The sequence below is a fragment of the Myxococcus sp. CA040A genome (assembly GCF_013336725.1).
Classification (GTDB): Bacteria; Myxococcota; Myxococcia; order Myxococcales; family Myxococcaceae; genus Myxococcus; species Myxococcus llanfairpwllgwyngyllgogerychwyrndrobwllllantysiliogogogochensis.
In genome coordinates this window covers 1-12,502 of the sequence record NZ_JABUMR010000014.1, presented here as the reverse complement: position 1 = coordinate 12,502, position 12,502 = coordinate 1, and the positions used below count along the sequence as shown (strand labels likewise).

The following is a 12,502-nucleotide window of genomic DNA, read 5'->3' as shown; positions in this document are numbered from 1 at the left end:
AGGCGACCGAGCGCTTCGCCCTACTCGTCCAGCAGCTCCACGTTCCAGTACGACGCGTCCGCGAGGTGCAGGAAAGGCAACCACTCCTGATACGTCACCTTGCGCGAAGCGCCTCGGAACAGCGGAGTCCAGCGCGGGCGCACCGGCTTCTTGAGCAGTCTCATGTCGGCCTGCTCCGGCGTGCGGCCCCCCTTCTTCAGGTTGCACGGCACGCACGAGCACACGACATTCTCCCACGTCGTCTTGCCGCCCTGGGTCCGAGGCATGACGTGGTCCAGGTTCAAATCGCTGCGGGGGAGGTTCTTGCCACAGTACTGACAGGTGTCCGCGTCGCGCGCGTAGATGTTGAGCCGGGAGAAACGCACCCTCCCGCGCGGGAGATGGTCATACGCGCTGAGCACCAGCACCCGGGGAACGCGGATGGTCCGGTTGATGGTGGTGATGCAGTCGTTGGTGGCGCTCAGTGCCGCCCAATCGGCGAACTCGTAGAGTCGGTACTGCTGGTCAATCGCCTTGGCGACGCCCTGATACAGCAGCGAGAACGCCCGCTTCACCGACGTGACGTGCACCGGTTGGTAGTACCGGTTGAGTACGAGGACGGCGCTGTTGATCATGGTGGTTTCCCGGGACTTGCGGTCGCCACGCTTTCAGCGACCGACGCGAGTTCCTCCTTCGCGAGACAGCGGACGTCGAGGACCACCTCGCCATCCGCGATCCTGCCAATAACCGGCACTTCGCCGCCGCGCAGGCGTTCGAGGAATGATTCCGGTGCACCTACGGTGAGGCTGCACGCGAAGGAAGGCAACCGGGCCAGCGGCATGGCACCCCCGCCCACCTGTCCCACCACCCCGTCCACCCGGGCACTCACACCCTGTTCGGCCAGCAACGCCTGGAGCCGCAGCGCCCGTGCGCGCAGCTCCTCGGACGACTGGGCAAGCAGTCTGTAGGTGGGCACGGCCTCCGGCCTGCCGTCCCGGTACAGCTCCAACGTGGCCTCCAGCGCGGCCACCGTCAGCTTGTCCACACGCAACGCCCGCGTCAGCGGGTGCGCCTTGATGCGCGACACCAGCGCGGAACGTCCCACCACCACGCCCGCCTGCGGCCCGCCCAGCAGCTTGTCCCCGGAGAACGCCACCACGTCCGCCCCCGCGGCCACGACTCCGGGCACCGTGGGCTCCTGGCTCAAGCCCTCTCCCGCCATGGGCACCAGCGCCCCCGAGCCCAGGTCCTGGAACACGGGCACGCCGCGCTGCCGCCCGAGCGCGGACAGCTCCGCCACGCTCGCCTCCTCCGTGAAGCCCACCACCGCGAAGTTGGAGCGGTGCACCTTCAGCAACAGCCCCGTCTCCGCGCCCACCACGCTCGAGTAGTCCGCCACGCGCGTGCGGTTCGTGGTCCCCACCTCCACCAGCTTCGCGCCCGACTGACGCATGACATCCGGCACGCGGAAGCCACCGCCAATCTCCACCAGCTCCCCGCGCGACACGATGCACTCGCGCCCCCCCGCCAGCGCCGCCAACACCAGCAATACGGCCCCCGCGCAGTTGTTGACGACGAGCGCATCCTCCGCGCCGGTCAACTGACGCAACAGCCCCACCACCGGCGCATACCTGCTGCCGCGCTCGCCTTCGTCCAGGTCGTATTCGAGGTTCGAGTACCCTCGCGCCACCTCGGCCACCCGCGCCACCGCCTCGGGCGCGAGCGGCGCGCGACCCAGGTTGGTGTGCAGCACCACGCCCGTCGCGTTCAGCACGGGACGCAGGCCCGGCGTGGCCAGCGTGCTCAGCGCCTCGCCCACGTCCGCGTCCTCGAAGGAGCGCGGCTCACCCTGGAGCAGCCGGGCCCGCGCGCGCTCCACTGCCAACCTCAGCGCGGACACGGCCCTGGCCCTGGGGACACCCGCAAGCAGCGGCTCCAGCGAAGGCCGCCGCAGGAGCTGCTCGATGGAGGGGAGGGCGCGCAAGAGCGCGTTCTTCCCACCGTCTACATTGTTCGACGGGGGTCCCACGTCTCCGAGTCTAGGAGACGTGGCACCCAATCTCCAAACGACGGGGAGGTGTCAGGCAGGTGACGGCCCGCTCGCGCCCGGGTGCCGCGCGGTGCTCCGCGCTCGACTCAGGGGGGCGTCAGGTACAGGCTGATTTCCTCGGTCGCCCCAGGCAGCCGGATGTGCTTCTCGAACCGCAGCCCCAGCCGCGACAGCACCTTGATGGAGCTGGCGTTGTCGTTCGAGACGATGGCCGCGATGCGCTTCAAGCCGAAGTCGCGCAACCCGTGAGCGAGCGTGGCGGAGACAGCCTCCTGGGCGTAGCCCTGCCCCCAATACGCGGGCAGCAGCGCATAGCCGATGTCCACGTGCTCCAGCGAGTCGCGCTTGAGCAGGCCACACATCCCCAGCGGCGCGCCGTCCGACTTGCGCTCCACCAGGTACAGGCCGAAGCCATGGCGCTCGTACGACACCTGGGGGCCGTTGCGGATGTAGCCCCACGCGTCCTCGAGCGTCTTCACACCCCGGTCGCCAATGAAGCGCAGCCACGCTGGCTCATTCACCAACACCAGGATGAAGGGCGCATCCGCCTGCGTCACCCTGCGCAGGACGAGCCGCTCCGTCTCCAGGACTTTCATGCGAAGATCTCCTCGGAAAGCCCGAGGCAGCCCTGGACGGAAGTGTCCAGACACGTCAGCCTGCGAGCCACCTTGGAGGATGTACCACGGATGTCCACCCCCTCGAGCCCCGACTCCCGGTTCCAGATTGAAGTCCTCAAGCTGCTGCTCCAGGTCGCCAGTGGCGACGAGGGCGTGAGCCGCCAGGAAATCGACCACATCATGGATACCGCGCGAGGCATGAGCGTGCCGTTGCCGGAGCTGGCCGAGCTGGCGAAGTGCCTCCAGAACGGAATCCCACTGCCCGCCCCCAACCTGGGAGTCCTCCGCTCCAATCCCCAGGCGGTCGTCGAGGCGACGCACGCCCTCATCTCCAGCGATGGCCACATCCATCCGAGTGAAATCGAGATGCTGCGGCAGATTCGCGAGATGCTCGGTGTCGCGGGCTGACTGAGCGTGGACGCGGGCCGGGAGGAGCGCTCCCGGCACCGTGTCCGTCCAGCGACTACGCGTCGACTTCGTCGACTTCCAGCTCGCTGCCCGCGCCACTCAACAGCTCCAGCAGCTCCGCCGCGCCGCCCTCGCTGTCCTTCAGCGAGGTGAGCTTGCCGCCGCCGAGGAACTGCATGATGAACTGCTTGCGCATCTCGCAGCGTCCGCCCTGAATCTCGCCCAGGACGGTCAACGTGTTCGGCTCGCCCTCGCCGACAATCTGGTCGGCGACGTGGCAGTTGCCCAGCACGAGCACGATGGAGTGCAGCTCCGCCGTGCCGACCTTCAGGTCGCCGAGGACGAGCAGGCCGCCGGGGCCCTTCACCACCAGGGTCTCCACGTCCATGTCACCCGTCACGACGACACAATCGCGTGTCTCCAGCGTGCGCGACTGGGCCGTCAACTCTTCGTGGAGTTCGATGCCGGTTCGCAGCATCGCGGAGATGTCGACGGGGGCCGCGAGCAGCGCGTCCTCGTCCAGCGCGGTCAGTCTCTCGTCCGCGGCTGCAAGTGCATCGGCGTGGTCCTGGAGCTTCTTGGGGAGCTGAGTCATGTCTACCGTCGTGAATACCCCAGATCAGGCCGGGAGGAAGCCACCATCGACGGCGAGTGTGGCCCTCGTCACGAATCCGGCCCCCCGGGCACGCGGTTGGAGCGTCGCGAAGGTGACTTCCTCCTCGGTGGCCATGCGACCCATCGGGTGCTCCGCCACCAGCGAGGGGACCACCGGCTCGGCCTGACGGGGTCCAGGGGGACAGGCACGACCCACTCCGTCGCGAGGAAGCCCGGGGGCGCCCGGCCCCCAAGCCTCGCGGTAGGATTTTCCGCTGGGGCCGCTCAGGGCCGGAGCTTGACGTGCAGCAGGTCCAGCCGGCGCAGGCGGGGCGTGTACCAGGTCCCATCCAACTCGAAGGGCGCGGCCAGGCTTCCCGTCGCGATGACCCCGTCACCCACGGGCGCCAGGTGGAGGCCCGACTGGAGAGGATCCAACACGCGCACCCAGCGCGTCGCCAGACTGGGAGCGAAGCCCGCCAGCGTGGGGCGGTCGGGTGCCACGTCCTCGGGGAGCCCCACGGAGCCGAGCCCCAACAGGCGACCCCACCCGGACTGAGTCGTCGTGATGTTGCCCGACGCGTCCACGACGAGCGAGCCGAAGCTCAGGCTGCGGCCCCTGTCGTCCTGGAACTGCCTTAGCGCCGCCTCCGCGCCCGTCGCGCTCAGCCGCCCCAACAGGGCGTCACGCTGCCCGTCGTAGAAGTCGTCCGGCTCCAGGCTCGCGTAGGACGTGCCCGCGAAGGTGAAGCGACCGTCGAAGTTCCCCGTGAAGGCCACGCTCCCGTCTGGAAGGACGCCCACCTCGAGCACGTCCGCGTAGTGGCCGTAGGTCGTGGGCAGCAGCCAGGCCCACAGCGGCGCACCGCTCACGCTCCACCGCGCCACGAACGGGCCCTGGCCTGTGATTGCGCCTGCGCCAAAGTCGGTGCCCTGGGCCGCCCAGCCACCGACGGTGACGTTCTCCTGGGCGTCCACGGCCACGCTCACCGCCTGGGTGCCACGCAGCGACTGCCCGGCCAGCACCCGCGCCCACTGGTAGGCACCGTCCCACTGGACCTTCAGGACGAAGGAGTTGGGGCCCTCGTCGTCATAGGGGCGCGGCTTGCCGGAGTAGACAGGCCCGGCTCCGAAGTCGGCATGCCCCCAGAAGCCGCCCGTCACCACGGCGCTGCCATGCGCGTCCGTCGCCAGGTCGTACACGGGGATGATGTTGTCCTCGGGGCCGTCCTCTCCCTGGCTCCAGGACCGGTAGCCCCGCGTCCAGTCCACCGCGCCCGTGGGCGTGAGCTTCATCAGGAACATGCCCCGCCCCTGTGGCAGCGGGCCCTTGCCCAGGTCAGGTGCGCCGGAGTACTCGCCCGCGGCGAGCACGTTGCCCAGGGTGGTCACCGCCACCTTCCTGAAGGTGACCCCCGGGTGCGCGAACTCGCGCGTCCACGCAACGCCGCCGTCCGCGCGGTGGAGCGTGACGACGTCCGTCTCCGCCGCCGAGTATGGCCCATCCTGCGTCTGCTCCACCGCGCTGAGCACGGCGAAGCCACCATCCGGCGCGGGGGCTGTGTGAATCGCGCGCTCCGCCTCGGGACGGTTTGACTGCTTCACCCAAGTGGTGGTCCCCGCCGGCTGCGTGCCTCGGTACGAGCAGAACGGCGCGCTCTCCGTGACGACGACCAGGCGGGGCGCGGCGTCCAAAATCTGCTCCCTCGACGCATCCACCGACGCGAAGCTCAGACCGTCGTTCGAGGAGGGATATAGCTGGAAGGCATGGCGGCCCGAGGTGGTGACGGTGGCCGTCACGTCGTACTCCACCCACTCGTCCTTCTTCACCGCCCACGCGTCGGCGAGGACTTCATTGACGAAGGGCGGAGGGTGAGACCAGGTGGTCTCCTTCGGGTCGAACGGAACGGACTTGAGGAGTCGGGGCGCGCGGTCCGAGGCCTCCAGCGCATACAACTGGAGCAACACGCGGCGCACCTGTCCCGGCGGCAACTGCACGTCGAAGTCGAGGTAGCTGTAGAACCCCGGCCGCGTGTCCACCTTCAGCGACGCCTCGCGGTGGAACGTCGTGTCCGGACGGTACTGGTCGATATAGGTGTCGTGCAGCGGGTAGAGGGTCGTCGAGACAATCTCCCGACGCGTCAGGCACGCATCCCCCGGCGCCGTGCGGGACGCACCCGTCCAGACGAGGAGCTGAGGCCCGGGCACGGAGGAGGACTCCCGGGAGACGAACGTCACCGGGGTGGTCGAGTTCCCATACAACCCGAACGAGACGTCGCCATTGCCTCGCACCAGGTCCGTCACGTCGTATTCCACGGTGCCGAGGGGCGAGAGGAACGGAACATAGGACAGCACGCCGCCCACCCGCTGCGGGCGCGTATTCCAGGTGACGCTCGACTCATTCCAGGCCCCCTGAATCGCATACACGGAGGGACCTCCCGCCGTGCCCTCGTCGGAGACGTTCAAACGCAGAATCGCGCGTTGGACGGTCTCCGTCAGGCCTTGCACCGAGAAGCGCAGATACGCCTCGCGCTTCTGGCCATTGTCCACCCACAGCTTCCGCGACGTGCCTCCGGCCGAGGAGCCCGGCGCGGCCTCGGAGACATACGTGTCGGCGCTCGCGTTGAAGAGCGTGGGCGGACCCGACACCGGGAGCGGCGTGGGACGGTGCGGAGGATGGTCCTCCGCCGACTCAACGGTGAGGACGAGCTGGGGACGCAGCGCGGCGTTTGGATGTTCGCTCGACGCAATCGTCACTCCATCCGTGCTGTCGGGCCGCAGGTGGATGTCGGTATAGGCGTTCTGGGAGATGTGCAGGTCGGAGATATCCAGCTCAATCCAGGTGCCGCTCGTCACTGCGCCCGCGCTGGCGAGGATGTTGTTGGCCGGGGGCGGACGTGTGTTCCACGTCGTCAGCTCGTTCCAGTTGCGTCCATCCAACCGGGGGTCATGCGCGGTGGGCCCATCCGACGAGCCATCCAACGCGTAGACCCGCAGTCGCGCCGTCGTCAGCGTCCCCTCGAACGGGGTGATGAGGAAGCGAAGGTACGCCTCCGACTCTGGAGACCGATCCACCTCCATCGTCGGTGACGAGCCAAAGCTCGTCGTCGGTGACGTCGCCACCACGTGCGTGTCCGCCGCCGCGATGAACGTCACCGTCTGTGTATTGAGTTCGTCACGCCGCTGGCCGTCCGGGGCCACATCCAGGGTGGAAGCAGACACTTCACCCTGGGAACTCCCACACCCACCCAGGAGTGCGAGCGCCATTCCCAGACTCCAACCCACCACTCCGCCTGTCACGTATCTCACGTCATCTCTCCTTCGGGTCCAGCCAGGACGATGCGTGAGCAACAGGTGCGCCAATCCATCTGTCCGTTGGAAGTCTCGCGGGGTGCCCGCATCGCTCAAGGGCGGAGCTTGAAGTGCAGCAAGTCCGAGCGACGCTCGCGGGGCGTGTACCAGGTGCCCTCCAGCTCGAAGGGCGTCTTGAGGTCCGCGGTCACCACGAGGCCATCACTCACCGGAGACAGGAGGAGCTGCGACTGGAGCGGATCGAACACGCGAACCCAGCGCGTCCGCAGGTCGACGCCGAAGCCCGCCACCGTCGGGCGCAACGACGCACCCTCTTCCGTCGGACCGACGTCCCCGAGCCCCAGCCTGCTTCCGCCTCCAAGCTGCGACGTCACGACGTTCCCCGACGCATCCACCACCAGGTCATGGAAGTCGACGTCCTGGAGCTGCCTCAGCGTCACCTCGGCGCCCGTCGCGCTCAGGCGGCCCAGCATCGTGTCGCGCGGCCCGCCATCGTATTCGTCCGGCTCCCTGCTCGCGTACTCCTGCCCGGCGAACGTGAAGCGGCCTCCAAATTTCCCCGTGAAGACGACGCCGCCGTCGGGCAACAACGCCAGCGTGGACAGCCCACTGAAATAGACCGGGATGACCCGGGACCAGACAGGTGCACCGCTCGCGTCCCAGCGCGCCACGAAGGCGCCGTTCTGGGTGATGGCGCCCGCTCCAAAGTCCGTGCCCTGCCCCGCCCAGCCGCCGACGGTGACGCTCTCCTCCGCGTCCACCGCCACGCTTGTCGCCTGGGCGCCCCGGAGCGAGTCCGACGTCAGCGTGCGCGCCCACTGATAGGCGCCGTCCCACTGGAGCTTCAGGACGAAGGAGTTCGGATACGTGTCGTCATACGGGAACGGCTTGCCGGAATAGACGGGCCCCGCTCCGAAGTCCGTGTAGCCCCAGAAGGTCCCCACCACGAGCGCGCTGCCATGCGCGTCCGTCGCCAGGTCGAGCACCTGCATCGGGTTGTCGACGGACTCGTCCATCCGCTGGAACCACGCCTTGTAGCCACGCGTCCAGACCACCCCGCCCGTGGGCGAAAGCTTCATCACGAACATGCCCTGCCCTCGCGGCAGCGCGCCCGTGCCCAGGTCCGGTGCACCGAGGTAGCTCCCCGCCACCAGGACGTTGCCCTGCTTCGTCACCACCACGCGCTCGAAGGACACCTGCGACTGGGAGAACGCGCGGCTCCACGCGACGCTCCCATCCGCGCGGTGAAGGGTGACGACATCCGTCCGCTCGGAAGACAGGGGACCGGTCACCGGTTGCTCCACCCTGCTGATGACGACGAAGCCGCCGTCGAGCGCGGGGGCCGAGTGAGTCGAAAGCTCCGCCGAGGGGTCGCTCGACTGAGTCACCCACGCCGTCGAGCCTGATGGAGGCGTGCCCTGGTAGGAACAGAAGGGCTCGCTTTCGGTGATGACCACCAGTCGCGGCGCGACGGAGAGCAGCCCTCGCTCCTCCATCTCGGACGAGGCGAAGCGCATCCCATCCGCGGAACCATCGAGCAACGCGAAGGCGTGACGCCCCGACGTCGTCACCACGTCCGTCACGTCCAGCTCCACCCACTGGTCCTTCTTCAGCGCCCCCAGGTCCCCCACCACGCCCCCCATGATGGCGGGCTTGCGATACCAGTCCGTCGTCGCCTCATCGAACGGCGCGGCCTTGAACAACCGGGGCCCATTCCCGGAGGCATCCAGTGCATAGAGGCGCAGCAACACGCGGCGGACCGGCGCCGCCCCCAGTTGTACGTCGAACTCCAGGTAGCTCTCCGCGCGCGGTGACGCATCCACACGCAACGAGGCCTCGCGGTAATGCTGCGTGGTGGGGCTGTCCGGCGTGACGAAGGTGTCCTGCGACGCGAGGATGGAGGTCGCGAGGACCTCCTGGCGTGTCAGGCAGTCATCCGTCGGAGCAGTCCGGGGCGCCCCCGTCCAGACGAGCAATTGGGGCTCGAGCGCGAGGACCTCTCGCGAGTGGAACGACACCTCGTCGCCGGAGTTCGCATACAGGCCGAAGGTGACGTCGCCATCGCCTCGCACCTGTTCCGTCACGTCGTAGTCCGCGAAGCCGAACGGCGCGAGGAACGGTGCGCGGTCCAGCGAGCCGCCCACCTTCGTCGGGCGCGTGTTCCAGGTGACAGCCTCGCTCCATGCCCCCTGCGTGGCGAAGACCGAGGGCCCTCCCTCCGTGCCATCCTCGCGAACGCGCAGGCGCAACACCGCGCGCTGCACCGTTTCCGTCAGCCCCTGCACGGAGAAGCGAAGATGCGCCTCTCGCTCCGGCGTGCTCCCGACGCGAAGCGCCTCCGACACACCACCGGCCGAGGAGTCCGGCACATCCACGGAGACAAACGTGTCAGCGCTCGGAGCGAACGAAACGGGCGTACCCGACACCGGGAGTGGCTCGGGGCGCGGAGGCGGATGGTCCTTCGCGGACTCGATGGTGAGGACGAGCTGGGGGCGCAGCGCGGGGTCCGGGTGTTCGCTCGACGCGAGCGTCATGCCATCCGGGCTGTCTCCCCCCATGAAGATGTCGAGATAGCTGCTCTGGGAAACGTGCAGGTCGCTGACATCCAGCTCCATCCACGTCCCGCTGGCGACGGGGCCCGCGCTGACGAGCGCCCAATAGCCGCCCCACTGAGGACGGGTGTCCCACGTCGTCAGTTCGTTCCATGTCCGGACACCCGGAGGGTCGTAGACGGTGGGCCCGTCCTCCGTGCCCTCCAGCACGTACAGGCGAAGGCGCGCGGTCGTCATCGTGCCCTCGAAGGGCTGGATGAGGAACCGGAGGTAGGCTTCGGCATCGGGCGAGCGACCGAGCACCAGCGTCTCCGAGGAGCCGAAGCTCGTCGTCGGAGACGTCGCCACGACGTGCGTGTCCGCCGCCGCGACGAACGTCAACGTCCGGGTGACGAGTTCCTCACGCCGGCCATCTGGAGGAGCGACCACCTCCGTGGAACTCGGCGCCACACCTTGGGAAGCCCCGCACCCACTCAGGAGCGCGAACAGCACTCCCCAGCCCCTCCAACCCGCCCCGACAGTCATCCGCCTCACGTCACCGCTCCCTTGAGACCAGAGGAGACGATGGGTGAGCAACAGTCACGCCAGTCAGGGCCGGTGCGCTCCCTCTACCTGGTGGGCGAGGGAGCGAGCACCGTGTCCCGCGGCGTCAGTACACGTTGTACTTGCGGCGCAGCGCCTCGTGCTCTTCCGCGTTGCGCGAGGGGCGCAGCGTCTTCTGCGCGTCGTGCAGGTAGTACCAGAACTCGCTCGGCGTGGGCGCCATGGCGGCCTGGAGCGACGCCACCGTGGGCGCGCCGATGGGACCCGGGGGCAGGCCCTTGCGATGACGCGTGTTGTACGGGTCCTCGGGGTCCCTCAGTCGCTGGAGGAACGCCTTGCGGTCATTCCACTGCGCCAGCACGTACCGCGACGTCGCGTCCACGCCGAGCGGATAGCCCTTGTCCACGCGCTTCCAGAGGATGCCCGCGACCAGCGGACGCTGGTCCGGCACGGGCTCCTCGCGCTCCAGCATGGAGGCCATCACCACCACCTCATGCAGCGTTCTCCCGCTCTTGGAGATGGCGTCCCGGTTGGGCGTGTAGAAGCGCTCCCCGAAGGCATTCAACTGACGCTGGATGAGGTCCTCGACGTCGAACTTCCCCGGAATCACGCCGTAGGACTCCGGGTACAGGTAGCCCTCCAGCGTGGTGGTGGGCAGGGGGAACGGCGCGGTGAAGCGACTGGGATTGCTGGCCGCGGTGATGTACGCGCCCGCGGTGATGAAGCCCGCCGCCGTGAGCGCCGCGTCGGTGTCCCGCAGGCGCCAGCCCTCCACCACCAGGAACGGGATATCGTCGGGGAGCGGGTTGCCCTCCAGCACCGTGGCCAGCTCCGCCACCGTCATGGACGGACTCACCGGGTGTCGTCCCGCCTTGGGCGAGAACGAGCCACGACGGAAGAGATGCCAGCGCCACACCCGCGCATCACGGATGAGGCCCTGGTTGGCGAGCAGCACGCCCAGACCTCTCCCGGAGGTGCCCTTGGGGACGGTGAACTCCACGGGGGTCGCGCCGGGGGCCGCGACGGCTTGATGCGCCGCCTGCTCCACCCACCAGAACGCACCCACACCCGCAGCCGCCAACAGCACGAAGACCACTGCCAGACTCACGAGGACTTTCTTCATCGCGGCGCAGGGTAGCACCGTCGTCCCGCCGTGCATCCATTCGAGTCACCGGATGTCCGCTCCCGGGCGCTGGCCCGGCCACCAACCAGGCGGCACGGGCCACGGCCCTCCTAATCCCCCTGCCTCGGGTCATCCGTTCCGGCTGGCCGCCAGGTGCGAACTCCCTCGCGAACGTGCGCGTGACGATGGCGACAAAACGCGGCGGCGTCCTTTGTCCAGAGGGTCAGCCCCTCTCAACCTTTCGTATAGGAGCCAGAGAGACAGGGGCCGATGGCAGGTCATGAACACGGGGCACATCTTCGCAACCGTTGCATCTACCCACGACCCGAGGACCCTCGTATGGCCACTCAAGCCGGCAAGCTCCAGGGCAGCTACCTTTCGACTCGCGACGGAACCCAGATCTACTTCAAGGACTGGGGTCCCAAGGACGGACAACCCATCGTCTTCTCCCATGGCTGGCCGCTCACGGCCGATGCCTGGGAAGACCAGATGATGTACCTGTCCGAACGAGGCTTCCGCACCATCGCGCATGATCGTCGTGGCAACGGGCGTTCGTCACAGCCCTGGGAAGGCCACGACATGGACCACTTCGCGGATGACCTCGCGGAGCTGACCGCCGCGCTCGACTTGCGCAAGGCCGTGCACGTCGGCCACTCGACGGGCGGCGGCGAGGTGGCGCGGTACATCGGCCGCCACGGGACTTCTCGCGTCGCCAAGGCCGTGCTCATTGGCGCCGTGCCTCCCATCATGCTCAAGACGGACTGGCACCCGAACGGCCTGCCCATGAAGGTCTTCGACGACATCCGCTCAGGCGTGTGTGGCGACCGCTCCACCTTCTACAAAGACCTGAGCATGGCGTTCTACGGCTTCAACCGGCCGGGAGCGAAGGTCTCCGAGGGCCTGAGGGAGAGCTTCCGCCTTCAGGGTCTGCAGGGCTCGCTGAAGTCCGAGTACGACACCATCAAGGCCTTCTCGGAGACGGACTTCCGCGCGGACCTGGCGAAGTTCGACGTGCCCACGTTGGTGATGCACGGCGACGACGACCAGATTGTCCCCTTCGAGGGCGCGGGGAAGATTACCGCCACGCTCGTGAAGGGCGCGCAGTTGAAGGTCTACAAGGGCTTCCCCCACGGCATGTGCTCGACCCACAAGGACGTCATCAACGAGGACCTGCTGCTATTCATCAAGGGCTAGCGGCAATGCCGATCAGTTAAGGGCGAGAAGGATCATACTGCCGCGACCGCATACAAGGAGGCGGTTGCGTGGGAAGAGGTCCATTCGGGTATTTGCCCTCTGCGGATGAGGGGGCGTTCGACCGGCTGTG

9 protein-coding genes are annotated in these 12,502 nt (G+C 68.1%); 2 read left to right on the top strand and 7 right to left on the bottom strand.

Going from position 1 to position 12,502, the window contains the following annotated elements; translation table 11 throughout:
* Positions 1 to 20: 20 nt before the first annotated feature.
* The 3 genes from HUA75_RS41120 to HUA75_RS41110 form a co-directional block, all read right to left on the bottom strand.
* Positions 21 to 614 carry an HNH endonuclease gene (locus tag HUA75_RS41120; RefSeq protein ID WP_141647233.1) on the bottom strand — a complete coding sequence of 198 codons (594 nt, stop codon included), beginning with the start codon at positions 612 to 614 and terminating at the stop codon, positions 21 to 23.
* On the bottom strand, positions 611 to 2,008 hold the full coding sequence (gene selA / locus HUA75_RS41115) for an L-seryl-tRNA(Sec) selenium transferase (RefSeq protein ID WP_174462025.1): 1,398 nt from the start codon (positions 2,006 to 2,008) through the stop codon (positions 611 to 613). Before selA ends, HUA75_RS41120 begins: the two co-directional genes overlap by 4 nt.
* 107 nt (positions 2,009 to 2,115) lie before the next feature.
* A complete protein-coding gene (locus HUA75_RS41110; protein ID WP_141649184.1) occupies positions 2,116 to 2,625 on the bottom strand; it encodes a GNAT family N-acetyltransferase in 510 nt (169 codons plus the stop codon).
* A gap of 90 nt (positions 2,626 to 2,715) precedes the next feature.
* Between HUA75_RS41110 and HUA75_RS41105 the strand changes: the two genes are divergently transcribed.
* Positions 2,716 to 3,054: a TerB family tellurite resistance protein gene (locus HUA75_RS41105; protein ID WP_141649183.1), complete on the top strand. Its 339-nt coding sequence runs from the start codon at positions 2,716 to 2,718 to the stop codon at positions 3,052 to 3,054.
* A 55-nt stretch (positions 3,055 to 3,109) separates the two neighbouring features.
* Here HUA75_RS41105 and HUA75_RS41100 read toward each other — a convergent pair whose 3' ends face one another.
* From HUA75_RS41100 to mltG, 4 genes are all read right to left on the bottom strand, one after another.
* Entirely contained in the window at positions 3,110 to 3,649 is a 540-nt protein-coding gene (locus tag HUA75_RS41100) for a hypothetical protein (protein WP_141649182.1), read from the bottom strand.
* Positions 3,650 to 3,933: 284 nt separating this feature from the next.
* Positions 3,934 to 6,915 carry a DNRLRE domain-containing protein gene (locus HUA75_RS41095; protein WP_174489545.1) on the bottom strand — a complete coding sequence of 994 codons (2,982 nt, stop codon included), beginning with the start codon at positions 6,913 to 6,915 and terminating at the stop codon, positions 3,934 to 3,936.
* A 137-nt stretch (positions 6,916 to 7,052) separates the two neighbouring features.
* Positions 7,053 to 9,962, bottom strand: a complete 2,910-nt coding sequence (locus HUA75_RS41090) for a DNRLRE domain-containing protein (protein ID WP_371746312.1) — start codon at positions 9,960 to 9,962, stop codon at positions 7,053 to 7,055.
* A gap of 199 nt (positions 9,963 to 10,161) precedes the next feature.
* Positions 10,162 to 11,178 (bottom strand): endolytic transglycosylase MltG, encoded by a 1,017-nt coding sequence (gene mltG / locus HUA75_RS41085; RefSeq protein ID WP_141648576.1) that lies wholly within the window; start codon positions 11,176 to 11,178, stop codon positions 10,162 to 10,164.
* A gap of 339 nt (positions 11,179 to 11,517) precedes the next feature.
* Between mltG and HUA75_RS41080 the strand changes: the two genes are divergently transcribed.
* Positions 11,518 to 12,372, top strand: coding sequence for an alpha/beta fold hydrolase (locus HUA75_RS41080; protein WP_174489544.1), 855 nt, complete (start codon positions 11,518 to 11,520; stop codon positions 12,370 to 12,372).
* The last annotated feature ends 130 nt before the right edge of the window (positions 12,373 to 12,502 follow it).

Coding starts and splice junctions, on each gene's coding strand:
- HUA75_RS41110 (WP_141649184.1), bottom strand. CDS start 2,625: ATGAAAGTCCTGGAGACGGAGCGGCTCGTCCTGCGCAGGGTGACGCAG.
- HUA75_RS41080 (WP_174489544.1), top strand. CDS start 11,518: ATGGCCACTCAAGCCGGCAAGCTCCAGGGCAGCTACCTTTCGACTCGC.
- HUA75_RS41105 (WP_141649183.1), top strand. CDS start 2,716: ATGTCCACCCCCTCGAGCCCCGACTCCCGGTTCCAGATTGAAGTCCTC.
- HUA75_RS41095 (WP_174489545.1), bottom strand. CDS start 6,915: ATGGCGCTCGCACTCCTGGGTGGGTGTGGGAGTTCCCAGGGTGAAGTG.
- mltG (WP_141648576.1), bottom strand. CDS start 11,178: ATGAAGAAAGTCCTCGTGAGTCTGGCAGTGGTCTTCGTGCTGTTGGCG.
- HUA75_RS41120 (WP_141647233.1), bottom strand. CDS start 614: ATGATCAACAGCGCCGTCCTCGTACTCAACCGGTACTACCAACCGGTG.
- HUA75_RS41100 (WP_141649182.1), bottom strand. CDS start 3,649: ATGACTCAGCTCCCCAAGAAGCTCCAGGACCACGCCGATGCACTTGCA.